At 35.4% G+C, this 25,334-nt stretch carries 23 protein-coding genes; 14 read left to right on the top strand and 9 right to left on the bottom strand.

Features of this window, described 5'->3' with window-relative positions; genetic code table 11:
* Positions 1 to 60: 60 nt before the first annotated feature.
* From mltG to pnuC, 4 genes are all read right to left on the bottom strand, one after another.
* Positions 61 to 1,086: an endolytic transglycosylase MltG gene (gene mltG / locus NBX25_RS06080; protein WP_250253122.1), complete on the bottom strand. Its 1,026-nt coding sequence runs from the start codon at positions 1,084 to 1,086 to the stop codon at positions 61 to 63.
* Between the two features lie 31 nt (positions 1,087 to 1,117).
* The gene (gene dapF / locus NBX25_RS06075; RefSeq protein WP_250253120.1) at positions 1,118 to 1,885 is read right to left on the bottom strand and encodes a diaminopimelate epimerase; all 768 of its coding nucleotides are present in this window, start codon (positions 1,883 to 1,885) and stop codon (positions 1,118 to 1,120) included.
* 105 nt (positions 1,886 to 1,990) lie between these two features.
* Positions 1,991 to 2,659 (bottom strand): hypothetical protein, encoded by a 669-nt coding sequence (locus tag NBX25_RS06070; RefSeq protein WP_123908202.1) that lies wholly within the window; start codon positions 2,657 to 2,659, stop codon positions 1,991 to 1,993.
* Positions 2,660 to 2,663: 4 nt separating this feature from the next.
* Entirely contained in the window at positions 2,664 to 3,335 is a 672-nt protein-coding gene (pnuC, locus tag NBX25_RS06065) for a nicotinamide riboside transporter PnuC (RefSeq protein WP_123908201.1), read from the bottom strand.
* A gap of 164 nt (positions 3,336 to 3,499) precedes the next feature.
* Here pnuC and NBX25_RS06060 point away from each other — a divergent pair, with 164 nt between their 5' ends.
* From NBX25_RS06060 to hemN, 3 genes are all read left to right on the top strand, one after another.
* Positions 3,500 to 5,020, top strand: coding sequence for an amino acid permease (locus NBX25_RS06060; RefSeq protein ID WP_250253118.1), 1,521 nt, complete (start codon positions 3,500 to 3,502; stop codon positions 5,018 to 5,020).
* Positions 5,021 to 5,069: 49 nt separating this feature from the next.
* Positions 5,070 to 6,080 (top strand): WD40/YVTN/BNR-like repeat-containing protein, encoded by a 1,011-nt coding sequence (locus NBX25_RS06055; protein ID WP_250253109.1) that lies wholly within the window; start codon positions 5,070 to 5,072, stop codon positions 6,078 to 6,080.
* A gap of 259 nt (positions 6,081 to 6,339) precedes the next feature.
* Positions 6,340 to 7,698: an oxygen-independent coproporphyrinogen III oxidase gene (hemN, locus tag NBX25_RS06050; protein ID WP_123908198.1), complete on the top strand. Its 1,359-nt coding sequence runs from the start codon at positions 6,340 to 6,342 to the stop codon at positions 7,696 to 7,698.
* Positions 7,699 to 7,787: 89 nt separating this feature from the next.
* Here hemN and NBX25_RS06045 read toward each other — a convergent pair whose 3' ends face one another.
* Positions 7,788 to 9,167, bottom strand: coding sequence for a PQQ-dependent sugar dehydrogenase (locus NBX25_RS06045; protein ID WP_250253107.1), 1,380 nt, complete (start codon positions 9,165 to 9,167; stop codon positions 7,788 to 7,790).
* Between the two features lie 216 nt (positions 9,168 to 9,383).
* On the opposite strand from NBX25_RS06045, the gene secD reads away from it, so the two are divergent.
* The 5 genes from secD (at position 9,384) to NBX25_RS06020 (ending at position 17,076) form a co-directional block, all read left to right on the top strand.
* The gene (gene secD, locus NBX25_RS06040; protein ID WP_250253105.1) at positions 9,384 to 12,278 is read left to right on the top strand and encodes a protein translocase subunit SecD; all 2,895 of its coding nucleotides are present in this window, start codon (positions 9,384 to 9,386) and stop codon (positions 12,276 to 12,278) included.
* 633 nt (positions 12,279 to 12,911) lie between these two features.
* Positions 12,912 to 13,484 (top strand): phage tail-like protein, encoded by a 573-nt coding sequence (locus tag NBX25_RS06035; RefSeq protein ID WP_250253097.1) that lies wholly within the window; start codon positions 12,912 to 12,914, stop codon positions 13,482 to 13,484.
* Between the two features lie 150 nt (positions 13,485 to 13,634).
* Entirely contained in the window at positions 13,635 to 14,837 is a 1,203-nt protein-coding gene (locus NBX25_RS06030) for a DUF8696 domain-containing protein (RefSeq protein ID WP_250253096.1), read from the top strand.
* Positions 14,838 to 15,020: 183 nt separating this feature from the next.
* Positions 15,021 to 16,262 carry a TCR/Tet family MFS transporter gene (locus tag NBX25_RS06025; protein ID WP_250253095.1) on the top strand — a complete coding sequence of 414 codons (1,242 nt, stop codon included), beginning with the start codon at positions 15,021 to 15,023 and terminating at the stop codon, positions 16,260 to 16,262.
* Positions 16,263 to 16,281: 19 nt separating this feature from the next.
* On the top strand, positions 16,282 to 17,076 hold the full coding sequence (locus NBX25_RS06020) for an arylamine N-acetyltransferase family protein (RefSeq protein ID WP_250253094.1): 795 nt from the start codon (positions 16,282 to 16,284) through the stop codon (positions 17,074 to 17,076).
* An 88-nt stretch (positions 17,077 to 17,164) separates the two neighbouring features.
* Here NBX25_RS06020 and NBX25_RS06015 read toward each other — a convergent pair whose 3' ends face one another.
* Complete coding sequence (locus tag NBX25_RS06015) at positions 17,165 to 18,109, bottom strand: hypothetical protein (RefSeq protein ID WP_250253092.1); 945 nt, start codon at positions 18,107 to 18,109, stop codon at positions 17,165 to 17,167.
* A gap of 348 nt (positions 18,110 to 18,457) precedes the next feature.
* Here NBX25_RS06015 and NBX25_RS06010 point away from each other — a divergent pair, with 348 nt between their 5' ends.
* The 4 genes from NBX25_RS06010 (at position 18,458) to NBX25_RS05995 (ending at position 20,726) form a co-directional block, all read left to right on the top strand.
* Positions 18,458 to 18,796: a Sec-independent protein translocase subunit TatA/TatB gene (locus NBX25_RS06010; protein ID WP_123908190.1), complete on the top strand. Its 339-nt coding sequence runs from the start codon at positions 18,458 to 18,460 to the stop codon at positions 18,794 to 18,796.
* A 3-nt stretch (positions 18,797 to 18,799) separates the two neighbouring features.
* Complete coding sequence (locus NBX25_RS06005; protein ID WP_123860202.1) at positions 18,800 to 19,366, top strand: phosphatase PAP2 family protein; 567 nt, start codon at positions 18,800 to 18,802, stop codon at positions 19,364 to 19,366.
* The gene (locus tag NBX25_RS06000; RefSeq protein WP_250253091.1) at positions 19,363 to 20,175 is read left to right on the top strand and encodes a tetratricopeptide repeat protein; all 813 of its coding nucleotides are present in this window, start codon (positions 19,363 to 19,365) and stop codon (positions 20,173 to 20,175) included. Before NBX25_RS06005 ends, NBX25_RS06000 begins: the two co-directional genes overlap by 4 nt.
* A 95-nt stretch (positions 20,176 to 20,270) precedes the next feature.
* Positions 20,271 to 20,726, top strand: coding sequence for a tRNA (cytidine(34)-2'-O)-methyltransferase (locus NBX25_RS05995; protein ID WP_123908188.1), 456 nt, complete (start codon positions 20,271 to 20,273; stop codon positions 20,724 to 20,726).
* A 37-nt stretch (positions 20,727 to 20,763) separates the two neighbouring features.
* Here NBX25_RS05995 and NBX25_RS05990 read toward each other — a convergent pair whose 3' ends face one another.
* Together NBX25_RS05990 and NBX25_RS05985 are read right to left on the bottom strand one after the other, a co-directional pair.
* Positions 20,764 to 21,237: a 23S rRNA (pseudouridine(1915)-N(3))-methyltransferase RlmH gene (locus NBX25_RS05990; protein ID WP_106916182.1), complete on the bottom strand. Its 474-nt coding sequence runs from the start codon at positions 21,235 to 21,237 to the stop codon at positions 20,764 to 20,766.
* 100 nt (positions 21,238 to 21,337) lie between these two features.
* Complete coding sequence (locus tag NBX25_RS05985; RefSeq protein WP_250253089.1) at positions 21,338 to 22,327, bottom strand: GlxA family transcriptional regulator; 990 nt, start codon at positions 22,325 to 22,327, stop codon at positions 21,338 to 21,340.
* Positions 22,328 to 22,443: 116 nt separating this feature from the next.
* Between NBX25_RS05985 and NBX25_RS05980 the strand changes: the two genes are divergently transcribed.
* Both NBX25_RS05980 and NBX25_RS05975 read left to right on the top strand, forming a co-directional pair.
* On the top strand, positions 22,444 to 22,893 hold the full coding sequence (locus NBX25_RS05980) for a DUF1569 domain-containing protein (RefSeq protein ID WP_250253087.1): 450 nt from the start codon (positions 22,444 to 22,446) through the stop codon (positions 22,891 to 22,893).
* 251 nt (positions 22,894 to 23,144) lie between these two features.
* Positions 23,145 to 24,158, top strand: coding sequence for a YihY/virulence factor BrkB family protein (locus NBX25_RS05975; RefSeq protein ID WP_123908184.1), 1,014 nt, complete (start codon positions 23,145 to 23,147; stop codon positions 24,156 to 24,158).
* On the opposite strand, the gene nhaA is transcribed toward NBX25_RS05975, so the two are convergent.
* The gene (nhaA, locus tag NBX25_RS05970; RefSeq protein WP_250253086.1) at positions 24,155 to 25,333 is read right to left on the bottom strand and encodes a Na+/H+ antiporter NhaA; all 1,179 of its coding nucleotides are present in this window, start codon (positions 25,331 to 25,333) and stop codon (positions 24,155 to 24,157) included. The genes NBX25_RS05975 and nhaA overlap by 4 nt on opposite strands.
* Position 25,334: the final 1 nt, after the last annotated feature.

Raw genomic sequence — 25,334 nt, 5'->3', positions numbered from 1 at the left:
AATATATTATGATTTAATTATTGTTTCTTAATCTATAAAATTATGGTGTCTGCTAAAAGCTTATTTTATATTTTTTGAATTGAGCCAGTCCTGATAAGCTTTTGCATTTACAGCATGTTCTTCCGCACTTGCTGTAAACTTATGATATCCAAATCTTGCAGGATCTGCACACATAAATATATAATTGTTGTTTTCTGCATTTAAAACAGCATCTACTGAATTCTTATCCACTACACAAATTGGCCCTGGAGGAATTCCCGCATTGGCGTAAGTGTTGTATGGAGATGGAGTAGACAGGTGTTTATATAATACTCTTTTGATTGATTCTTTAAAATTCGTCTGTTTATTGATCGCATAGATTACGGTAGGATCAGATTGAAGTTTCATCCCTTTTCTATAACGGTTTAAATATAAACCTGCAATAGTTTTCATCTCGTCTTTCTTTCCTCCTGATTCTTTATATACAATAGACGCAAGAGCATAAATCTGTTCTCTTGACAGTCCGGATTGTTGTTCTTTATTTTTCCTTTCACTGGTCCAGAACTCATTGTACTGGTCTTCAAATTTTGAGAAAAACTCTCTTGGGCTTACAGTCCAGAAAAAATTATAAGTATCAATGAAGAAATACTTCTTTAGATCTTCAACATTTTTATATCCTTTTTGCTGTGCTACCACATCAAGATCATTGACAAAATGAAGGGAGTCCAGTTCTGTTTTTTTGGTAACTTTTCCAATCATTTGGTACATATCTCCAAAATCTCCGATTCTGAATGAGTTTGCTGACTGGTTACCTGCTTTAATCATATTAACAAGGTCCGTATTTCCTTTTCCGCTTTGGATGTGATAGCGCCCTGCCTTGAAATTGGCAGCAAGACCTTTATCTTTAGCGACTGTTTCAAAAGATTCACGGTCTTTAATGTAGGGAGCAATAGAATCCATGATCTGATTCATGTTCGCCTTATGAGGGATCAAAACATAACCCTCCTTTTCTACATTGTTTCCAAAATATTTATTATAAAATCTCAAACCAAAAAATCCTGCTACTACAAAAACGAGCAGAATGATAATGAGAATAGCTTTTTTCATTCCTATATTATTGATTAAAAGTTTTTTGATTTTAAAGAAGCTCTACCTTCCCTTTAAAAACTTGCTTTGCAGGACCTTCCAGCCAGATATTACAGAAAGAATCATTATTTTTTTCAGCATATACCTTAAGATTTCCGCCCAGCGTTTTAACTTTTACGGAAGTTAGATTGTCTTTTTGAAGAAAAGTTAAAGCAGAAGCTGTAACTCCTGTTCCACAACTGTAAGTTTCGTTCTCAACTCCTCGTTCATAGGTTCTTACAAAAATTTCATTATCAGAAATTTTTTCTACAAAGTTGACATTGATCCCTTTTTCTTTATAATTTTCTGAATTTCTGATCCCATGTCCTTGAGTATAGACATCATAATCGGCAAGATTTTCTACATATTTTACATAATGAGGAGAGCCTGTGTTCAAAACAGCATCACTTCCGTCATAAGAAATGGAGTCTACATCAATCATTTTTAATTTAATGATCCCGTTATGAATTTCTGCGTCATGTTCACCGTCTATCGCCATGAACTTACACTTGTCTTCAAAAACGTCAAGGAAAAAAGCAAAAGCGACAAGACATCTTCCGCCATTTCCACACATTGTGCTTTCTCCGCCATCAGAATTATAGTATACCATTTTAAAATCATAATCAGGATCGTTTTCCAAAAGGATAAGTCCGTCGGCACCTATTCCGAAACGTCTGTCACATAATTTTTCAATAATTTTTTTATCTTTAGGAAACTGAAGGTCACGGTTATCTACCATTACAAAGTCATTTCCCGTTCCCTGATATTTATAAAATTCCATATTGTTTTTTGTCTAAATGAAGAAACAAAATTAATATATTTAAAATGAAAAACGAACAGTGTTAACTGTTCGTTTCCTTATTTATAATCGTTATTTATAATTAATCTATCTAAAGCCGCCACTGTTCTGTTGTCTGTTTGAATTAGAGTTTGAATTTGTATTTTGGCTGCTGCTTGAGTTGTTTCTGAAACCTCCACTTGAGGATTCTGATCTTGTGCTACCCGTACTTTCTGAATTTCTGAAACCACCCGAATTTGAATTGGAACTTGAACTTCTGTTTTCAAAACCGTTTTGAGTTCTGAATCCACCACTGCTTTGATTATTCCTATTTCCTTGGTTATTTTGATTTCCTTGGTTGTTCTGATAACCACTGTTTGGATTTCTGAATCCGCCACGATATCCACTATTGTTATTGGAGTTTCCGTTATTGTATCTTCCGTTATTGGAACCGTTATTACGGAAACCATTATTAGGTCTTTGTGAAGTAACCGTAGTTCTTCTTTCTACATATACTTTTCTTCTGGAGTTATTATAATTGTCATAATAGTAAGGAGCACCATTATCATAGTAGTAATTAATATTGTTTCTATAATAATAGCCGTCATTACCATAATATCCGCCACTACCATAATATCCTGAAGGAGCATAGTAATATCCATTGTTATAATATGGGTCACCGTAGCCATTGCTGCCATACCCATCTGTATATGCCATACAAGATGTTAATGTACTTATTGCAAAGATACTAACTGCTATTTTTAATAAATTTTTCATAACTTTATTGTACTTTTTTTTCTTTAAAACTTTTTTTCCAATTAAGGTATCCTAAGATAGCCATTATAGTAAATACCAAATATTGAACCGAAGTGATGCCAAGCCCCTTAAAAATCATCATAGGGATGCAAATAAGATCTCCAATAATCCAGAAAATCCAGTTCTCAATGCGTTGTTTGGCCATAAACCACATTCCTACTAAAAATATTGAAGTGGTGAAAACATCCATCCAATTTGCCCAATCCAAATGATATAATCCGAGATTGGTTCCTTTCATTGAAAAATGATTGTCAATATAAGGTTTATAATAATAAATAAGAGTAACCAATGCCAGGCTCAGGATAAAAAGGATGGATGCGTAATACCATTCCTTTTTTGTAGCCCATGTAACATCCACATGGATATGATCTTCTGAATTTTTAGCCCATAATATCCAGCCATAGACACTCATCACAGTATAATAAACATTGATAAGACAGTCACCTAATAACCCGAAGTTAAAAAGAATATATACATAGATCAGGGTTGAAATAATGCCTGTAGGATATACCCATATATTTTTCTTAATTGAAAAATATACGCTCATAGTTCCGAAAATAGCACCTGATGCTTCAAGCATAATCTGTAAAGAATCATAGCTTTCATAAGGCTTTACAAAAAGATCATATAAATTCATGCGATCAAAAATAAACAAAAATATGGACTTTTTAAAATGAATTAAATAATATGTTGCTCAGGTTTTTAAAGACTTAATGTAAAATAAATGATGAAAGTTTAACGATAAACGTGAGGATTCCTAAATTTTTTATATTTTCGTAAATCCTTAATAAATAAAAAAACATGTCGAAAATTTGGGTTAAGAAACCACTAAGTGCCTATGAGGCAGATATGAAGAAAAGTGAGCTGAAGAAGGTCCTTGGAAAATGGAGTTTAACAGCAATAGGAGTAGGTGCTATCATTGGAGGTGGAATCTTTGTTCTTACAGGAACAGGAGCCTATTATCATGCAGGACCAGCGCTTGCAATCTCCTTTATCATTGCAGGAATTGCCTGCGTTTTTGCAGCATTATGCTATGCGGAGTTTGCCTCCATTATTCCTGTTGAAGGATCTGCGTATGCCTATGCGTATGGTACAGTAGGCGAAATTTTTGCGTGGGCAATGGGATGGTGTCTCATCCTGGAGTATGCCATGGCCAGTATGGCCGTTTCTGTGAGTTGGTCCGGATATTTTACCAAATTTTTGAAGATTTTTAATATTCATTTGCCGGCTTATCTTACCTCGGATCCTGCAAGTTATACAGGAAGCGGTTTTTCTATGAACCTGCCTGCATTTATTCTTGTTCTTTTGATTACAGCCTTATTGGTAAAAGGTACTAAAGAAGCTGCCGGAGCTAACAACCTGATCGTTTTAATGAAAACTTCAGCTGTAATTTTTGTAGTTATTGCAGGAGCTTATATTATTTTTTCGAATAGCGATCTTTACAATGCTGTGGATGGTGTGAAAAACTGGAATCCTTTTATTCCGGATCAGGTTACGATCAAAAACTCTGAGGGAGATATGGTTTCCGCATATGGTATCCAGGGAATTATTTCTGGAGCTGCTGCTATTTTCTTTGCCTATATCGGATTCGATGCTGTTTCCACTCAGGCGGGAGAGGCAATCAATCCTAAAAAAGATGTACCGTTTGCAATCATCGCTTCATTATTAATCTGTACAGTTTTATATATCTGTGTATCTCTTGTATTAACTGGGATGATGCATTATACAGATTTTAACCCGAATGGAAAATATCCGGATGCCATTAAAGCACCTGTAGCCTATGCATTTGAAATTGCAGGAAAACATTGGGCAAGTAATATTGTAACGATTGCTGCTACTGTAGGATTAATTTCTGTAGTAATGGTAATGATGATGGGACAATCCAGAATCTTTATCGGTATGTCAAAGGATGGTTTGATTCCTAAATTCTTTGGTGAACTTCATCCAAAAACAAAAACGCCTTATAAAGGAATTATTTTATTGGGAATTATTGTGGCACTTATTGCAGCATTTACCCCTATTTCCACTTTGGCGGATATGACGAGCTTCGGAACTTTATTTGCATTTACATTGGTTTGTATTGCTGTTTGGGTAATGAGAAAGAAAGAACCTAATTTGATCAGACCTTTCAAAGTTCCTGCATATAAAATTGTAGTAGGATTAGGAGTAATTATCAACCTATATCTTATTTATAACCTGAGTGATCATGCAAAAGAACTTTCCGGAGGTTGGTTATTGTTAGGTGGAATTGTTTATTTCCTTTATGGTAAAAGAAACAGTAAGCTTAACAATCCTGAGAAATATCAAAAAGATGAACTATAATATAAACCGCTTCGGCGGTTTTTTTTGTAAATAACCAATAAATAGAGATATGAAAAAGATTTTTTCCATTGGATTCCTATCCTTAGGAACGCTAGCGTTTTCCCAACAGGTGGAAAGCATTAAAACAATATTTACGGATAAAATAAGCATCAGAGCTCTTGAACTCTATGATCATAAAGTTTGGTATAGCGGTTCAGACTCCAAATTCGGTTTTGTAGATCTTAAGGATGCGAAGAATCAAAAACAAGTTAAGCTTTCTGATGAAAAGCTTGAGTTCAGAACTCTTGCACAAGATAAAACGTCATTCTATGCCATTAATATTGTAAGCCCAGGCCATTTCTTCAGGATTGATAAAAAAGATTTGAAATCACAGATTATTTTTACAGACTCTGCAAAAACAGCATTTTATGATGCTTTGCATTTTGTAAATGATAAATTGGCGTATGCTTTCAGTGATGCAGACAGTGACCAGTTATTAAAATTAGCAGTCTATAAAGAGGGTAAATGGGGAATGTTTAAAAATACTTTAAAACTGAATGATGGTGAAGCGGCTTTTGCAGCCAGTAATACCAATATTTCTTCTACAAAAAAATATGTATGGATTGCTACAGGGGGCAAAGCTTCAAGAATCTTAAGATTGAATCTTAAGAATGAAAAACTGGAAGTTTTCAAAACACCTTTTATTCAGGGAGAATCATCACAGGGAATGTATTCCATTGATTTCAGTGGTGACCAGTTTGGAATTGCAGTAGGTGGAGATTATACGAAGCAGGAAGCTAATGTTAATAATATTGCTACCACTCATGATGGCGGAGAAACCTGGCAGATTCAGGCTTCAGGTCAGAATGCAGGTTATATGACTTGTGTGAAAATTAAGCCAGGTTCAAAAGGGAAAGAGATTGTTGCAGTAGGAGATCAGCATGTCAGTTATTCTTCAGATTTTGGAAAAACATGGAAGAAAATTTCTGAGGAAAAAGGACTGTATGTCTGTCAGTGGATTGACGAAAATAGAGTGGTTTTTGCGGGGAAGGATAGGATTGTGGAAATGAAAATAAAATAAAATTTTTATCATTAAATCATAAAAAAGGTTCAGTTTTATTTTTTAGGGATAATGATTCATCATTCATATCAAAAAAATAAATGAAACTAATAGAATTTATCATTACTTCTCTAACAGGTTCAAATAGTGTATTTAGACTCATTCTAAACTATAACCTAATATAATTCATAGGTAAAAATTCATAACTAATGGTTAATTTTGTAGGATGGAATTTTAATAATGTTAATTTTCCCCACCTTATAAAATTTTATTTTTCAAAATGAACTCTTTAATAGATAAATATAATATCCCCGGACCCCGTTACACTTCTTATCCTACCGTTCCTTATTGGGATGATTCTACATTTTCACCAGAAGGATGGAAGGAGAGCGTAATCAGGTCATTTCATGAAACGAATGCAGAGGAGGGGATTTCTATTTATATTCATTTGCCTTTCTGCGAGGCATTGTGTACATTCTGTGCATGTCATAAGCGTATTACCAAACAACATAGTGTTGAAATTCCCTATCTGGAAAGTGTTTTAAAGGAATGGAAACTTTACCTGGAGCTTTTTAATGAAAAGCCAAAATTAAAAGAATTACACCTTGGTGGTGGTACTCCTACGTTTTTCTCTCCTGAAAATTTAAAAACATTGTTGGAAGGAATCTTTACTACTGTAGAGATTGCAGAACATCCGGAATTTTCATTTGAAGGGCACCCGAATAATACTACGAAGGAACACCTTCAGACTTTATATGATCTTGGTTTCAGAAGAGTGAGCTTCGGTGTTCAGGATTATGATCCTAAAGTACAGAAAGCGATCAACAGAATTCAGCCTTTTGAAAACGTGAAAAACGTAACGGAATGGGCTAAGGAAATTGGTTACAGAGGAATCAGTCACGATTTGGTATTTGGGCTTCCACATCAAACCTGGGAAGCAATGGAACATACCATCAGAAAAACGATGGAGCTGAAGCCGGATAGACTCGCATTTTACTCTTACGCTCATGTTCCATGGGTAAAAGGAGTAGGGCAGAGAGGTTTTGATGAAAATGATCTTCCAAGTGGAGAAGAAAAGCGCCGTTTATATGAAGATGGTAAAAAACTGCTTCAGGATTTAGGATATATTGAGGTAGGAATGGATCACTTCTCTTTAGAGCATGATGATTTATACCAATCTCTGATCCATAAAAAACTTCACAGAAATTTTATGGGGTATACTTCAAGCAATACCCAGCTGATGGTAGGACTTGGAATGTCTGCTATTTCAGATTCTTGGTATGCTTTTGCCCAGAATGTGAAGACGGTGGAAGAATATCAAACGATGGTGGAAGAAGGTAAAATTCCTGTTGTGAAAGGACACGTTCTGAATGAAGAAGATCTGATTGTAAGAAGACATATTTTAAATCTGATGTGTCAGCTTGAAACGACTTTTACGATAGACAATTCTTTCCCTGAACTTGATAATGCATTAGATATGCTGAAGGAAATGGAAAATGATGGATTGGTAGAGATTTCAGGTAAAGAAATTAAAATTACAGAAGCGGGCAGGGCTTTCACCCGAAACGTAGCAATGGTTTTTGACCTCAGAATGATGAGAAATAAACCGGAAACGAGAATCTTCTCCATGACAATATAAAATAAAAAGCGATTCAAAACTGAATCGCTTTTTATTGGCTTTGATTTTTAGCTTAGAATAGCAAGTTCAAATAGATTTTTATCAGTTGTTTACTTGATGATTAATTTCTGGCTGTAAGACTTTAAATTCCCTGATTTCAGATTGATAAAGTAAACCCCGGAAGGTAAACCGGAAATATCAATGCCTTTACCACTTGTGATCTTATCTGTTTCCAGTACTTTTCTTCCTTCTGCATTGATAAGTTCCAGTGTCACATTTTTATCTTTGATTCCATCAATAAAGATTTCTTTGGAGGCTGGATTAGGATAAATTTTTAGGGTATTTGAAAGATTGTTTTCGTTGGTACTTAATGTCCCTGTTGTAATTTTGAAAATTTTCCCGCTCTCCACTCCTGCTACATAAAGTTCTTTTTGAGAATCTTGTCCAAAGGAGGAAAAACCGTTTCCGCTGTAGGCAGCTGTCCATGTGATAGAATTATCAGTACCCAGAATACCAATTTGATTGGAACAGTAATCTGCAAAGAAATATTTTCCCTGAAGTGAAGGATATTGAGTTCCTCTGTACACATAACCACCCGTGATGGAACATTTGCCTCCGGAATGATCGTAGACAGCGATAGGAAATGTCATTGATGACTGAGCTGGGCATCCTGTTGTAGTGTTATAAGCATTATTTCCTTCATAGCAGCGCCATCCATAATTGATCCCGGCCTGTGTGATAGGCATTTTGTTGATTTCTTCAATGGCTCCCTGGCCTACATCGGCAATCATAGCATTTCCTGTGGAAAGATCAAATGAAAATTTCCAGGCATTTCGAAGTCCGTATGCCCAAATTTCATCTGCTCCATCAACTCCTGCTCCTGCAAAAGGATTGTCAGAAGGGATATTATATGGAACCGGATCTGCAGCATCCACGTCTATTCTCAGCATCTTTCCGAGAAGAGAATTTTTGTTTTGAGCATTATTATTGGGATCACCACTACTTCCTCCATCTCCTGTTATGATCCATAGCTTTCCATCAGGAGCAAAATGAATACTTCCTCCATTATGGTTGGCAAATGGTTTGGGAATGTTCAGTAGGATTTTTTCAGAATTGGGATCTGCTACATTGGGATCTGTGGTGCTTACTTTATACCTTGCGGTTACAACATTTCCTGCTGTGTTATTGTAATACACAAAAAAATACCCATTGGTTGAGTATTGTGGATGGAAGGCTAGTCCTAAAAGTCCTCTTTCCCCTCCATATAGAATTTTTGATGAAATATTCAGAAAGTTAGTCGGATTAATGGCTCCATTGGGTTGGATAATCTTTATCATACCGTTCTGCTGAACAACGAATATCCGGCTGTCATTGACATTCGTAATCTCTACCGGGCTGGTTAATCCGGTGGCAAATTCTTCTAGATTAATGCTTTGAGCATTAAGAATTAAAGAAGAAAAGATACTTAAGGTAAAAAGTAAATTTTTCATAATATTGTGATAATTAGTGTATTGAAGTATGAATGAAAATTTTATACCAATTAAATTTTGAAAACTTCACTAAGATACCTTGAAATAATTGTTAAATCTTAAATAGAAATCAGAATGCTGATATATCTGAAAATAAACCATTTCTGTTGTTAAAAATTCATAAAATACAAGAAAATCATTATATTTGCCGACTTAATTTAACGTAGTTATAACAAAATGCAAGGAAAAGGGCTTATTACAATTGTTGCTATTGTCCTGGGGTTGATTTGCTTAAACGAGCTATTACCAACCTGGTACGCCAGCAAAATTGAATCGCAGATAGAAGCTGCGAAAGGAAACGAGAAAGAGATCAAACGAATCAAGGAAGATACTCTTAATCTTGGGTATACAAAGCTTTATTATTCAAAAGCTAAAGACAAGGAAATGAAATTGGGTCTTGACTTAAAAGGAGGGATCAATGTTCTATTGGAAATCAACCAAAGAGATTTGGTAAATGATTTAACCAATTATTCTACAAATCCTGTTCTTATTGACGCTTTAAATAAGACTGATGAAGCTCAGAAAAACTCAACAAAATCTTACATCGACAACTTCTTTGAACAGTTCGATGCAGTAAACAAAGCAAAAGGAACAAACCTAAAGCTTGCTGATCCGGAACTTTTCGGAAACACAAACTTATCTGAAATCAAGTATAATACTACTGATGAACAGGTGAAAAGTATTGTGAAGAGAAGAATTGACCTTTCTGTAGGAACGGCTTTCGAGGTAATCAGAACGAGAATTGACAAGCTAGGAGCAATCCAGCCAAATGTTCAGAGGGTACCTGGTACCGCTAGAATTTCTGTAGAAATGCCTGGTATGAAGGATATTGACAAGGTGAAGAAAATGCTTCAGACTTCTGCAAAACTTCAGTTCTGGGAAGTACAACAAGTTCCTGAAGTTGCCCCTTATTTCCAAACATTGACAACTATGGTTGCTGCGAAAGGAGATTCTATGGGAGTTGCAAAGAATGTAAACTTCATGAACCTTTTACAGCTTGACAAATTAAGAAGTAATGGTGTTGCCAACGTAAAATTATCTGATACTGCTGCTGTAAACAAAATATTGAACAGCAAAGTAGGAATGGCTTCGCGTCCTGCCAACATTAAATATACACAGTTTATGTGGGGTTACAAGCCTGAAGCTACAAGTCCTGATGACTTAGTGCTTTATGCGATCAGAAGTAACATCAACCAAAAAGCTCCGGTAGACGGTGCCGTAGAAACTGCAAGCATTAGCTATGACGAACTTGGAAGAGTAGTAGTAGACATGCAGATGGATTCTAAAGGAGCAAAAGAATGGAAAACTTTAACGGAGAAAAACGTTGGAAAACCAGTAGCTGTAACTCTTGATAACAGAGTATATACTGCTCCAAATGTTGTAAACGCTATTCCAAACGGTAGAACTCAAATCTCTGGTAACTTCTCTCAGGAAGAAGCTAAAGAATTGGTAGACGTTTTAGGTGCGGGTAAATTACCTGCTGGTGCTAAAGTAGTTCAGGCTACTCAGGTAGGTCCTTCATTAGGACAGGAGTCTATCAACGCAGGGATGATTTCATTTGCCATCGCATTCTTAATCATCATTGTTTATATCATTTTCTATTATGGAGGTGCAGGAGTGTACGCTGTAATTGCAATGATTATTAACCTTTTCTATATTTTCGGAATTATGGATTCCGGAGACTTTACTCTTACGCTTCCTGGTATTGCTGGTATCGTATTAACGATGGCTATGGCGGTAGACACGAACGTAATTATCTACGAAAGAACAAAAGAAGAATTATTTGCTGGTAAGAGCATCTTAGAAGCTTATAAAGATGGTTTCAAACATGCATTAAGTGCAATTATTGACGGTCACTCTACTACGTTATTGACTGCTGTTGTATTGTTCTTCTTTGGAACAGGACCTATTAAAGGTTTCGCATTGACATTAATGATCGGTATTATCATGACATTATTTACTTCTGTATTATTGTCAAGAGTAATGATCTTTAGTAGACTGAACAAAGGTAAGCACCTTTCTGTATGGACTCCTCCTACGAAGAACCTATTCAGAAATACATGGATTGACTTTATCGGAAAGAGAAAATACGCTTATATTATTTCTGCAGTATTAACGGTAATCAGCCTTGTGTCTATGTTTACCCACGGATTTAAATATGGTATTGACTTTACGGGAGGTAGAAATTATGTAGTAAGATTTGATAAAGAAGTTAATGCTAATGACGTTGAAGAAAAACTACTAAAACTGTTCAAAACAGAAGACGGTAAGAACTCTTCTGTAGAAGCTAAGACTTTTGGAAATGCTAAACAATTGAAGATCTCTACCGATTATCTTATCGAAGATGAATCTTTAAAAGCTGACCAGACGATTGAACAGAAGTTATATGAAGGATTAAAAGGAGATCTTCCTGCTAATATTACTTTAAATGACTTTAAATCTGCAGACAAAGATCACGCAGGTATCATTTCATCTGAAAAAGTAGGTCCTACGGTAGCTGATGATATTCAGACTCACGGGATTCTTGCAGTAGTTGCTGCATTGGCAGGTATCTTTATCTATATCCTATTCAGATTTAGAAAATGGCAGTTCTCTTTAGGTGCAGTTGCAGCATTATTCCACGATGCGGTAATTATTTTAGGAACGTATTCATTACTTCATAAATATATGCCGTTCAACATGGAGATCAACCAGGATTTCATCGCTGCGATCCTTACAGTATTAGGGTATTCAATTAATGATACGGTAATTATCTTCGACAGAATTAGAGAATATCTAAGAGAGAAGAAGTCTTTAACATTAGCTGGATTATTTGATGACTCTATTTCAAGTACATTGGGTAGAACATTCAACACTTCATTTACTACGATTCTTGTGATCCTTGCGATCTTCATTTTTGGTGGTGATAACCTAAGAGGATTTATGTTTGCTATGTTAATTGGTATTGGATTTGGTACTTACTCATCTATCTTTATTGCATCAGCAATCGCTTATGACTTCCTTAAGAAAGGAAAAGAAGATGAAGTACACGGAAAAACTACTTCAGATAAAGAAGTACTTGCTTCAAAATAATACAAACTACAATAAATTAGTAAAAGCCTTTCGAAAGAAAGGCTTTTTTTATTTCTATATTTTCAAGGGATTATTTTCTATTGATGCCAAAATCCTTACTTTTTAACGCTACATCATACTTCTGCTGTTCTTTGCTAATATAACCTCATAACCCAACTTATTATTTATCATTTATTATAATCTGAGCATTTTTCAATTCCATGAAAGGCATGATGCTGATTTGGGAGGACTTTCATCCATTTGGATATAAAATAGGAAAGACAGGCTTCACTTTAATTATTTTACGATAGAGAAACCCGGCCTTGGCTAAATAATCCGTATTTATTCCACTCGTTGAAGCAATGATAGATAGGCTGTCGGATTATTTTTTCTTTTGGAAATATTTTCAGAACCAGCTCTCATCACTTATAGTCTGTTTTCAAGTTATTTACGATAAGTTGACGAACTTTTCCTGAACCAAGTTTTATGCAAAACCTCTTTTCCTCCTTGCTGTGACAAGGTAAATTCCAATTGTATGTTTTATCTTTGTCGAAGAATTTTGGATTATTGGTTGTTTAAAATAATTGATTTTCCCAGGATTCTTTTTACTTGAAAAAGTGTAAAAAATTTTTTCATAAATATAAAAAAACAAAAATGAGATTCGAAAAATTATTCGTTGCTACGGCATTATGTGCTGGTAGTATTATCAATGCGCAGACAGGAATTGGTACACCTTCCCCAGATAAGAGTTCTGCTTTAGATGTTACCGATACCAATAAAGGTGTATTGATTCCCAGAATTTCCGATTTATCAGCAGTGGGTACTCCCGCAAATGGTCTCTTGGTTTATGACCTTAAAAGGCAGGCACTGACCCAGAACATAGGAACACCTGCTAATCCCAACTGGGTTCCCATCAGTGGAAACATCGTTAAGTTCTTCTACATGCCATCCATCAGTATTGATACATCAAAACTGAGTACTGGTAAAACATTGGATTTGTATCAACTTTATAAGACCCAGTTCTCAACTCCAAAGGTCACAAGTACCGGAGCTCCCGCAGCCATTCCTTTCTTTGTGAGTGCGACAGACCTTTACTATTATGTAACAGATTTTGATGGCAATGTTTTGAGGAATGTAAGCATTGATGCCAATGGGATACTGCGTTATGATGTAGCAGCTACGGCTACGGCATGTTCTTTTATCAATATTGTATTTGTAGTCAAATAATTTTAGAATACTTACGGTCATTATCATCATCCTTAACCAAGGATGAGTATTCTCTTGTGTACAATTAATTACTTAAAATTATTCGTGATGAAAACAAATTCAATGTTACGCTATATTCTTATAGCATTATGTCTTTTTGTGTCAAACAAAATGATATCCCAAGAAATGGTTTCCCTTCCCAATGGTGGTTGTGGAAGATTATTAGATACCAATACTTCAAGCGCTAGCAATGGTGGAATTCTTTGTTTTAGATTTGGAAAGGAAGCAATCAATCCAGGTAATATGACTGATATGGATGTGAACTCTTTTGCTTCCTTAAAGCCGGGAACCGGAGTTGGAGCTTTTTGTTCAATGTATGTTGGAGTAGGAACTACAAGAGCGGCTTTTCCTGCTAAACCAGTGTATATAGACTTTGCATCAGATGGATTTAACCTTAATCCAAGCTTTAATGCTGGAAATTTTGTTTTCTACAACAATAAAAAGGAGGTTTACAGAACAGGAATCAATGGGCATTTTTTCTTTGATTTTGGTGATAATAAGGAAAGACGAATCATAAAAGTAGAACCAACGGCAGCATGGAATGAAGTTCGGCTTGAATTTGGCGAACTTATTGGTGTGGGTTTTTCGTTTAGCCAGATGCGGGTTTATAATATTCTTTCGGAGTATTATATAGATCCCATGACTTATTTATCCCAGCCTTCTGATAGAACAGTTGCTGTAGGTGAATCTACCTCCATGACAGCTGTCATCAAAAATACAGATACTGATGAGACTCCTGATAATATCACCTATCAATGGCAAGTACTGAATGGAGCCGTATGGACAGATTTGACAAATGATACCCATTATAAGAATGTTACTAGCTCAACGCTTACCATTAATAATGTTCCTGGAGAGTTCAGCAATAATCAGTATAGAGTGGTGGCTCAGTCAAGCTTCCATACCTGTTCATTTCAGACGATTTCCAATGTAGGTAAACTGTTTGTAAATGGAGTGGATAATTCCGGAACCATTGGAACGGACCAAGTCGTTTGTCAGGATATCAATAGCAACCCAGATGCACTCACAGAGATTGTTACAGCCCAAGTGACAGGTTCTGCCAGCTATCAGTGGCAAAGCTCAACTGATAATATAACATTTGTAGATATTGCCAATGCAACCTCTTCAAGTTATGGTGCTCCGGCAATTACCCAAACTACTTATTACCGCCGCGGAGTAAAATCTACCCTTAACGGAAATGTTACCGGATATCAATACAGCAATACTGTTAAAATTACTCTTAAAAAAAACTGTCTCATCAAATGTATTACATCCAACCGGATGATTTCAACGAGGCTTAATAATAATGAGTAGGATACTTAAAAATAAGATTTGAAGAAGACCTATTCCACTTGTTTGGAAATAGGTCTTTTTGTTTTATCACTGCTGAATATTCAATTGTTTTTTGATATGATTCTGTTGTTCAATGTTATACTTCTTTAATATAATGAAATTTAGAATCATTATTTTTTAAGATTTGATTAATTTTGCATCATCATGGAAAATTCAAAGAAAAAAGCAGCGATAGGCTTTATATTTATTACTTTACTAATTGATATTACAGGGTGGGGAATCATTATTCCCGTTGTTCCTAAATTAATAGAAGAATTGATTCATGCGGATATCAGTGAAGCTGCAAAATATGGCGGCTGGCTGGGATTTGCTTATGCATTTACACAATTTATCTTTTCTCCACTGGTTGGAAACCTGAGTGATAAATACGGTCGTAGACCTATTATTCTGATCTCGCTTTTCGGATTTGCCATAGATTATATTTTTCTTGCTTTGGCGCCAAGCATCTGGTGGCTGTTCCTTGGAAGGGTTATTGCGGGAATTACCGGAGCAAGTGTAACCACGGCGAGTGCCTATATTGCAGACATTTCAACAGATGAAGACCGGGCAAAAAACTTTGGATTAATTGGAGCTGCTTTTGGTCTGGGATTCATTATAGGACCGGTTCTGGGAGGTGTTCTAGGTCATTATGGAGCCAGAGTTCCTTTCTATGCAGCCGCAGGTTTATGTCTTCTTAATTTCCTTTATGGCTATTTTATTCTTCCCGAAAGTTTGGATAAAAATAAGAGAAGAGAGTTTGACTGGAAACGTGCCAATCCTGTAGGATCTTTTAAATTTTTAGGAAAACACCCGGAAATTTCGGGGCTTATTACTGCATTGATCTTGATTTATATTGCTGGACATGCCGTGCAGAGTAATTGGAGTTTCTTTACCATGTATAAATTCAACTGGACAGAGAGAATGGTAGGTATTTCATTAGGAGTTGTAGGGCTGCTTGTTGGTTTGGTTCAAGGTCTTTTAATCAGATGGACTACACCAAGGCTGGGAGAGCAGAAAAGTATTTATTATGGTCTGGCCATGTATGCAATAGGATTATTATTATTTGCTTTTGCTTCAGAAGGGTGGATGATGTTTGCTTTTTTAGTTCCCTACTGTTTAGGAGGAATTTGTGGACCGGCTCTGCAGTCAGTGATTACGAAAAGTGTACCTTCCAATGAGCAGGGCGAACTTCAAGGAGCATTGACTAGTTTGATGAGCGCCACTTCAATTATCGGGCCTCCCATGATGACCAATTTGTTCTACTTCTTTACGCATGATGAAGCCCCGTTTGAGTTTTCAGGAGCTCCGTTTTTCCTTGCATTTATTTTAATGGCAATTAGTGTAGTTATCACTTATTCTGCTTTTAATAAAAAAGAGATATTTAATAAACCTAAAGAGAAGTTGTAAAACGGCTTTCATTTAAATTATGGATGATTTAAAATTAGAAAAATACCTCAAAAGAATTTATTATTCCGGAGATGTGGGAGCGAATATGGAGTTTTTAAAAAGAATCCATCAGCTGCACCCTCAGTATATTCCTTTTGAAAATATAGATTCTTATACGGGAACAGTTCCGTTGCTGGATTTCGAAAATATTTTTGAGAAATTAGTGGTGGAATCCAGAGGTGGATATTGTTATGAACAAAATCTGCTTTTGAGTGAAGTCCTGAAATATTTTGGTTTTAAAGTGCAATTGCAGTTGGGGAGAGTACTATGGAGAAAAGATGAAAACAGTAGCGCGGCTAAAACACACTTATTGCTGATTGTAGAATGGGAAGGACAAAAATATCTTGTAGATTGTGGTTTTGGAACGGCTACATTAACTGCTCCTTTGTTGCTGAATAATGTTGAACCTCAGGATACGCCCAATGAACAGTTTAAAATCTCACAGAAAAATGGAGCCTACACACTCTGGACCTGGAGGGAAAAGTGGCTGCCGGTGTATCGTTTTGAATTGGAGGAAGTAGAATATCCTGATCTTGAGATTTGCAATTGGTATCTGGCTACTCATCCGGAATCTAATTTCAAGAAAAATCTGGTTTTTTCAAAGGTTGATGAAAATGCAAGGTATACATTCAGTAATGATACTTTGAATATCAGAAAAAAAACGGGCGGTAAAGAATCTGTTTCTATTGAAAATGATGTTCAGCTTTTCCAGATGCTGAAGGATGTTTTTGGCTTGAAGGAAAATGCGATTGAGCTTCTGAAGCAGAAACGATAAAATAGATCAATCTAATTCTATAATCAATAAAGGGAAGCTGTTATCAGACTTCCCTTTATCATTTTGAAAATTTTATATTCTATGAAAATTAAGGATATAATGATTTGTATCCATTGCTTACCATATTGCTGCCTAATCCGGAGAATGAAACAGAGAATTTGCTGGCATTAAAGCTTAAAGACCCCGTAGGAGTACAAAGTCCCAATGCATATTGGCATTGTCCGTAAGCGCCTGTTTTTTTGGTAATCTTGCTTTCGCTTTTTGCTTTTCCTAAGCTGATATTGGCCCAGTCATTCACATCTGCATTAGATACTGATGAGCCAGTATAATAAATGGTAATCTGATATCCCATTTCACCTCTTTTAGACCCCCAAAGCCAGCTTGCTGTCCACCATTCTTTATACCATTTAGAGGCAACTTTTGCTGCTGCTGCATTTGAATTTTCTACAGTACCTCTGGTGTCCATCATAATCAAACCTCCAAGAACATTATCCCAGATAATTCCTGAATCATTATAGAAACAAAGGCTTGTAAATCTTCCGTTTTTGTTGCTCCAGATTACTTCCATAACGTTGGTTCCTGTTTTTATTGCTTCAGTTACCATTTCTTTTAATCCGGTTTGAGCTGTGCTAAGATCATCACCTACGTATAGATCACCAATTCTACCTAATTTTACAGTAGAAAGATCCATAAGGTTTCCTATAGCAATAAACTGATCCTTATCTGCAACAAGGCTTTTTGAAATTTCAATTCCTTTTTGCGTTGAAATTTGTCCAATAACCTTTACTCCGGCAATCTGTAAATCACTTTTCAAATATTTTTCAAGATTTTTTTGTGATTCATCTAATTGAGTTTGTACAGTACCAGGAACGGTGAGAGAAATGGCAGTAGTTTCCTTTTGCAAATCAGCAGTGGTGATTTTTGCCTGAACCGCTTCCTGTTTTGTGATTTCATTGTTCTCATCACTACAACTGCTGAGCGTCAAAACCGTTAATACGGCCATAAATTTAAAGGCAGTAACTAATTTTTTCATAATATATTTTATTTAGGTTGTGTATAGTAAATATACTTAAATGTTATGTAATTCTCAATATTTTGAATTAATTATTTGTTAATTTGAGGGTAATTACTGTTTTAAGGAAAGGATTTGAGAAAGGGATTGAAGCCTGGAAACAGAAAGATCATAGACAAATAGATGAAAGAAGTTAATGGAGTAATCAAGTATCAAAATTTTGGATTATTGAATGGATCACAACCTTAAGCATCAAACTTTGAGCTAAAAACCTTGAACTTTAAAAGAGTCTTTCACTCAAAATCTTAAAATTTGTTTAAATTTTTAGTTTACCGCAAATAAATGTATAATCTTTCGTAATTTTACAACATGGAATTAAGCATTGGAGAAATGGCATTGATTGCAATAGCAATCGTTGTATTGTTCGGACCGGATAAACTGCCTCAGATTGCACGTGACTTAGGTGCGGGTGTTAGAAAAATGCGTGGCGCAGTGGAAGATATCAAGACCGAGATTATGAAGGAAACAGATAACCCTGTTTCTGAGATTAAGCGCGAAATTGAGAAAGTAAAAGATGCTGCCAAAGATTTCAACCCGATGAAGGACATTGAAAAAGATGTTCTTACAGAACCTGCTTCTACCACTCAGGAACCTCCAAAACCAAAGCCTGCCGATGATGAAACCTACGAAGGGCCTGTAAGCAGATAATGTATGGAGGAAATTATTCAGGAAGATAAGCAGGTATTTTTATACCTTAATAACTTGGGAGACCCAGCCTTTGACCAATTTTGGATGCTGATATCCAGTACTTGGATCTGGGTACCGCTTTACATTATATTCCTATATTTTTTATACAAAAATTATAAACTAAAATCTTTAGTTTTTATTCTTATATTTTTAGCTCTAGGGGCAACGGTTTCGGACCAGCTTGCCAGTGTGTTCAAATATGGAGTGGCAAGGTTGAGGCCATGCCATGATCCTAGTTTAGAACATTATATGAGAATTGTGAAATGTGGTGGACAGTTTGGATTTTATTCTGCACATGCGTCCAATACATTCTTTTTAGCCGCCTTTTTAAGTATTTTGCTTAAAAATAAACTTAAATGGTTTCCTTATGCTATATTTGTATGGGCTATAGTGGTTTCCTACAGCCGAATATATTTAGGAGTGCATTTTCCAATTGATATTTTGGTGGGGGCGTTTGTTGGATCTTTATTGGGAGTGATATTTGGTGCACTCGCTAAAAAAGTAATCAACAAACAAAATATAACTTCATGAAAAAATCTTTATTACTGTTAGCTTCTGTTAGCTTTTCTTTAAATGTCTTTGCACAGGATAAAAAAATGGCTGAAGAATGTTTTAAAAAAGCAGATTATAAATGTGCTGAAGAACAATATTCCAAACTGGCAGAGAAGGAACAGATCCGAAAAATTCAATCTGAATATTATAACAATCTCGGAACGGCTCAAAGAAGGTTAGGAAAGACCAATCTTGCCTTTAAATCTTATGATATGGCTTTAAAGACCAATCCGATGTCTATTTCTGTGTATGAAAATCTTTCTTCGCTATACAGCCAGAAAGGAGATAAGAAAAAAGCATTGGAGTACATTGAAAGTGGTCTTAAAGTAAACGATAAAAGCCCTGATTTATATCTTACACGATCTAAAATCTATGAAACGCAGGACAAAAAAGATTTGGCTAAAACAGATCTCAATCATATCCTGACTTTTGCACCGGATAATATTTTTGCTAAAACAGGATTAGCCAATCTGAAAAAAAATCATGGCGAACTGGAAGATGCATTGAAAGATTATAATAAACTTATTGCAGAAAAACCCGAATCATTACTGTATAACGGAAGAGCAGATGTTTATTTGAAGATGAAAAGAAATAAAGATGCATTTGCCGATGTAAATAAAGCGATTTCTATAGATCCGAAGTTTTCCCAGTCGTATGTAACCAAAGCGATGATTTTATTTAATACAGCGAAACCAAAAGAAGCCTGTGAAAACCTTGATAGAGCCGTAGGTTTAGGCTATGAAAAAGCCATATTAGCTGAGTATTATGCTAAGTGTGTTAAAAAATAATACAATATTCATTATTATTAATCATCAATAAAAAAACAGCTGAATATAACAATACGATTATCTTTAGCTGTTTTCTATTCATATAAAAAATATACATGTTAAATGTTGTTCTTGTAGAGCCTGAAATCCCTAATAATACAGGAAATATCGGACGTTTGTGTGTGGGTACAGAATGTAAACTGCACTTAGTTCATCCTTTTGGATTTGTAATTAATGATAAAAACTTGAAGCGATCCGGATTGGATTATTGGGTACATCTTGACGTTACTGAATATGCCAATGTAGAAGAATGGGTTAAAAATATTCCCGATCCGTCACGTGTTTTTCTAATGAGTTCACATGCCGAAAAATCCTATTTGGAAAATGATTTTCAGGATGGTGACTGGCTTGTTTTCGGAAAAGAAAGTGTTGGCTTGAGTGAAGAGGTTTTGAACCAATTTGACCAACATTTAACCATTCCGATGTCGAAGCTGATCCGAAGTTTTAATATTGCCAATTCTGTTGCTTTTGTGGTAGGAGAAGCGAAAAGGCAGATCGGATTAAAAATATAATCTGCTATTTAAACGGTATTTGTAAAATAAGTGACTTTTAATCATTATGATAAGGCTTGCCCTGAAGAATTTGATCTGCACGGTAAAGCTGTTCCACAATAAATAAACGGATCATCTGATGGGTAAAAGTCATTTTCGATAATGACATCTTTTCATTGGCTCTATTATACATATCTTCCGAAAAACCATAGGCTCCTCCAATCAGGATATGTACTTTTTTTACGGAAGAATTCATCCATGTATCAATTTTCTGAGAAAATTCACGGCTTGTAAACTGTTTTCCTTTTTCATCAAGGATGACAACAAGATCATTTTTATCAATATGATTCAGAAAAAGTTTGGCTTCTTCTTTTTTAAGAAGATCTGGAGACAGGTTTTTAGCATTTTTAACATCAGGAATCTCAGTAATTTCAAAATTCCAGTGCTTAGGAAGGCGGTTAAGATAATAATTAATCAAAGAGGTAATCTCTTTATCATCCGTTTTGCCGATACAAAGTAAGCTGATTCGCATTATAAGAAGTTTCAGGCGGCAAAGATAGTGATTTTTACCGGTTAGAATTAGGTGATAAATGTTTCTAATTGGTGGTTTAAAGTAAATCTCTCCTTGATTTTTAATCTATTAAATTGCCTTTATACTTGTTTTTGTAGTCAATGGGGGTAAGGCCAGTCACTCGTTTGAATAAGGTCCTGAATGTTTTCAGATCATTGTAACCAATACTGTAGGTAATATCCGCAATATTGAATTCTCCGGTTTCTAGTGCTTTTTTGGCTGCTTCTACCTTTACCCGCTGAATGTATTCTATAGGATTCAACGTAGTAGCATTTTTAAATCTGCGGATAAAATTTCGTTTGCTCATATTGACGCGGTCTGCAAGCTGTTCTACAGAAAGGTCAGTTTTAATACCCTTTTCAATATAATTTTGTGCCTGATGAATTTCATGGTCATCATGAAGACGCTGTCCGGAAAAAATACTGAAAATATTCTGCGAAGTTCTGCCATAGTCCAGTGCATAATATTTGCTGAGTTCTATGGCAATTTCCTTTGTGGAATTCTTTTCTATAAAATAAAGCAGGGCATTTAAAGAGGAAAATCCACCACCACCCGTGATGATTGCCTTGGAATGGGTAACAACATGATCTGGTTTAAAGTCAATCAATGGATATCTTTTCCGCAGGTCTTCCATAGCACCCCAGTGTGAAGTGGCAGGCATACCGTTTAATAGCCCGCATTCAGCTAAAAAATAAGCGCCTGTACACAAACTGATGATTTCAGCTTTTTGATTATATTTTTCTTCTATCCATTTAAGAAGCTGATGATTTTCAGCTAATAATGTATCGATCTGTTTTGGTGAAGTGATATTATTGGGTGAAATAATAACTACATCTGTCTTGAACTCTTCAGCTATGGTTTTTGAACATTGAAACTGTATAGGAAGATTAGATTTTACTTCTTTTTTGTCAATTCCGACTATTTCTATTTGAAAAAGAACAGGCAAATGATTCCTAAGGGCCATATCATTGGCACTGGTAAGCAATGCAATAGTGTTGGAAACTGCCGTACCCATTACATTGTCATATAATATAATTGAAATGTGTTTCATATCAGTATATTAATACCTAAAGGTTTATAAATTTTGGCACAAAATACACCGTCATATGTCGTTTTTGCGTAGTAGAACTATTTTTTAAGTATAATAATTTTACAAAAATATTTATTATGAAAACAATATTTGATTCTAATGTTAGAGAAGAACTTATCAGCAGGATTGATACGCTTTCTCAAAAGAATACTGCACAATGGGGGAAAATGAACCTCTATCAAATGGTAAAACATTGTACTGTATGGAATGACTGGATGCTTGGCAGTAGTCATTATACCTATAAGCAGGATTTTTTAGGGAAACTCTTTGGTAAAATGGTCCTGAAGGGAATGGTAAAGGATGATAAACCTATGAGCAGAAATTCTCCAGCAGGAAGTTTTGCAATAAAGGAATCATCAGGAGATACTGAAGCTCTGAAGAAGAAATGGAAAGAACAGATTGCTTCCTATGTGAATTACACCAACCCTAATTTTATTCACGACTTTTTTGGAAAGATGACAAAAGAGGAGATTGGTATTTTTGTTTACAAGCATATGGATCATCATTTAAGACAATTTAATGCATAGTCGTCCGATTATTATTTTTATTATTTTAATGGTTTGCATTTAATTTGAAAAGGATGATATCTATAAAAGGGAAATGATCGGGATTTTTATTGTGAATGTCTGTAAGTCTCCATTCTATATAATTCAGATTGAGAAACAGGAGAGGGAAAATGTTTATATTTGTAAGAGAGACAGAGAAAATATCTTAAAAAATACTCGTAATTTGAGTCATTTGGTATTTGATCTCTTAACTAATTACGAAATTGCAATAGATGAGTGTAAAGGTTCCCCGATTTATCCTGAAGGTTCAGGAGTTTTTTGACGACATCCATATTCCCGTTTTGGGAATATCACTTTGGCAGATGTTTCAGATCTATATCTCCGGGATTTTCAAAGGAAAGATAGGGCGAAAAGCAGCAGCAATTTCCTGGAGCTTTACCATGAGTTTATTCCCTTTTATCCTGTTCCTGCTTTCGGTATTGCCTTATATGCCGCATTATGATAAACTTCAATTTTATATTTTTGAGGTGCTGATGCATAATGTTTTTCCTTCTAATATGGAAGGTGATGTGAGAGGGTATATCGAAACCAATATCATTCCCAATATGAAAGGGATTAGTAATCTGACTATCGTATTGGCACTTATTTTTGCAACAAATGGTACTTTTTCCCTGATTAATGGATTTAATGAAAATACAGAAGAAAAGCTCAGTGATGTAAAGGAATTTATTCTTTCATTCTTTATTACAATAGGCTTTATTACCATTGTATTTTTAACGCTTTTCGGAGTCTATTATGTAGAAGTTGTGATGAAGCTTTTTGCTCCCGCTTATGATGTAACATGGTTGGTGGATAACCTTTCCAGTATCATTGGTTTCGTTTCTTTTCCGTTATTTTACTTTATCCTTTTAACCTTATTTTATTGGTTGGGAACCGTAAAAATTACCAGATTCAGACAGGCTGTTCCGGGGGCAATTCTTACAACCGTATTATTTTTGCTTACGACCTATATTTTTGCCATCTATGTAAAAGATATTGCCCGATATAATGTGCTTTACGGATCTATTGGAAGTATGATCCTGCTAATGGTATGGGTAAATGTCAATGTATATCTTTTACTCTTTGGAAACGAACTGAATATGGCGATCAGGAAACTTAGAATAGAAAAGCTGCTGTCAGATGAAATTCAGAAAGAAACTGTTCACTATCACACACCTGTTACAGAGCCGGATTTTGAAAGTGATGAACAGCACAGAAGAAAGCTGGGAGACCAGAAGAAGAATTAATCTTCTTCCGGTTCCATATTTCCTTTAGAACTTAGACTTAAAATTAGATATCCCAAAATTGCTGCAATAAAAGAAGCAATCAGGATGGCAAATTTAGCTTCATCCTGAATCTCAATCTCTCCTTTAAATGATAATAAGGCAATGAAAATGGACATTGTAAATCCGATCCCGGCCAGAAGTCCTACACCTAGCATCTGAGTCCAGTTACTGTTTTGTGGTAAAGAGCTAAGCTTTAATTTAATGGCAATTAAAGAGAATAAGTTAATTCCAATCAGTTTTCCAAGAATCAATCCGCAGATAATTCCTAGCCCTAATGTACTCGTAACACCGGCTACCATTTCATTTGAGAAAGTAATATTGGTATTTGTCAGAGCGAAAATAGGCATGATTAGAAAGCTTACAGGAATATGAAGCTGATGTTCCAGTTTTTCCAATGGTGAAATTTCTACATTAGATGCATTCGTAGGAATTGAAAATGCCAGTAAAACTCCTGCAATGGTTGCATGGATTCCCGAGTGATGAAGGAAATACCATAAAAATAATCCAGGGATAATATAAAATATTGTTTTGGTAACCTTTAAAAAATTTAAAATAAACAACAGAGCTGTTACACCAAAAGAGAGTAGGAGATAAGTCCAGTGAATCTGTTCAGTATAAAAAATTGCAATCACAAGAATGGCCCCCAGGTCATCAACGATCGCTAATGCAGCCAGGAATATTTTAATTGAATTAGGAATTTTCTTTCCTAACATCGAAATAATAGCTAAAGAAAAAGCAATATCCGTAGCCATCGGAATTCCCCAGCCATTGCTGTATTCTGTTCCGGAATTGAAAATACTGTACACAACTGCAGGTACAAGCATTCCGCCCACTGCTGCAAAAATAGGCAATGATGCATTCTTGAAAGAAGAAAGCTCACCTTCTACAAGTTCTCTTTTAATTTCCAGCCCCACCAAAAGGAAAAATACGGCCATCAGACCATCATTGATCCAGATGCTGACAGGATATTCCAGCTCAAACAGATGGGTTCCTATTTCCTTGTCTAAAAAGCTTTGAAAGCTTCCGGCAAGAGAAGAATTGGCAATAAGTAATGAAATAAGCACGCAGAAAATAAGGATGATTCCTGAGGCTTGGCTGTTGTTGAAAAAATTTTTAAAATAGAGTGATAAATTCATG

The sequence above is a fragment of the Chryseobacterium sp. Marseille-Q3244 genome, assembly GCF_940807095.1.
Classification (GTDB): Bacteria; Bacteroidota; Bacteroidia; order Flavobacteriales; family Weeksellaceae; genus Chryseobacterium.
Note: the sequence above shows the minus strand (reverse complement) of the source record. Positions and strands in the feature narration are given on the sequence as shown.

Coding starts and splice junctions, on each gene's coding strand:
- NBX25_RS06060 (WP_250253118.1), top strand. CDS start 3,500: ATGTCGAAAATTTGGGTTAAGAAACCACTAAGTGCCTATGAGGCAGAT.
- NBX25_RS06005 (WP_123860202.1), top strand. CDS start 18,800: ATGGAGGAAATTATTCAGGAAGATAAGCAGGTATTTTTATACCTTAAT.
- NBX25_RS05980 (WP_250253087.1), top strand. CDS start 22,444: ATGAAAACAATATTTGATTCTAATGTTAGAGAAGAACTTATCAGCAGG.
- hemN (WP_123908198.1), top strand. CDS start 6,340: ATGAACTCTTTAATAGATAAATATAATATCCCCGGACCCCGTTACACT.
- dapF (WP_250253120.1), bottom strand. CDS start 1,885: ATGGAATTTTATAAATATCAGGGAACGGGAAATGACTTTGTAATGGTA.
- NBX25_RS06010 (WP_123908190.1), top strand. CDS start 18,458: ATGGAATTAAGCATTGGAGAAATGGCATTGATTGCAATAGCAATCGTT.
- NBX25_RS06025 (WP_250253095.1), top strand. CDS start 15,021: ATGGAAAATTCAAAGAAAAAAGCAGCGATAGGCTTTATATTTATTACT.
- nhaA (WP_250253086.1), bottom strand. CDS start 25,333: ATGAATTTATCACTCTATTTTAAAAATTTTTTCAACAACAGCCAAGCC.
- NBX25_RS06035 (WP_250253097.1), top strand. CDS start 12,912: ATGAGATTCGAAAAATTATTCGTTGCTACGGCATTATGTGCTGGTAGT.
- NBX25_RS05995 (WP_123908188.1), top strand. CDS start 20,271: ATGTTAAATGTTGTTCTTGTAGAGCCTGAAATCCCTAATAATACAGGA.
- secD (WP_250253105.1), top strand. CDS start 9,384: ATGCAAGGAAAAGGGCTTATTACAATTGTTGCTATTGTCCTGGGGTTG.
- NBX25_RS05975 (WP_123908184.1), top strand. CDS start 23,145: ATGAGTGTAAAGGTTCCCCGATTTATCCTGAAGGTTCAGGAGTTTTTT.
- pnuC (WP_123908201.1), bottom strand. CDS start 3,335: ATGAATTTATATGATCTTTTTGTAAAGCCTTATGAAAGCTATGATTCT.
- NBX25_RS06000 (WP_250253091.1), top strand. CDS start 19,363: ATGAAAAAATCTTTATTACTGTTAGCTTCTGTTAGCTTTTCTTTAAAT.
- NBX25_RS06045 (WP_250253107.1), bottom strand. CDS start 9,167: ATGAAAAATTTACTTTTTACCTTAAGTATCTTTTCTTCTTTAATTCTT.
- NBX25_RS06020 (WP_250253094.1), top strand. CDS start 16,282: ATGGATGATTTAAAATTAGAAAAATACCTCAAAAGAATTTATTATTCC.
- NBX25_RS06070 (WP_123908202.1), bottom strand. CDS start 2,659: ATGAAAAATTTATTAAAAATAGCAGTTAGTATCTTTGCAATAAGTACA.
- NBX25_RS06015 (WP_250253092.1), bottom strand. CDS start 18,109: ATGAAAAAATTAGTTACTGCCTTTAAATTTATGGCCGTATTAACGGTT.
- NBX25_RS06030 (WP_250253096.1), top strand. CDS start 13,635: ATGATATCCCAAGAAATGGTTTCCCTTCCCAATGGTGGTTGTGGAAGA.
- NBX25_RS05985 (WP_250253089.1), bottom strand. CDS start 22,327: ATGAAACACATTTCAATTATATTATATGACAATGTAATGGGTACGGCA.
- NBX25_RS06055 (WP_250253109.1), top strand. CDS start 5,070: ATGAAAAAGATTTTTTCCATTGGATTCCTATCCTTAGGAACGCTAGCG.
- NBX25_RS05990 (WP_106916182.1), bottom strand. CDS start 21,237: ATGCGAATCAGCTTACTTTGTATCGGCAAAACGGATGATAAAGAGATT.
- mltG (WP_250253122.1), bottom strand. CDS start 1,086: ATGAAAAAAGCTATTCTCATTATCATTCTGCTCGTTTTTGTAGTAGCA.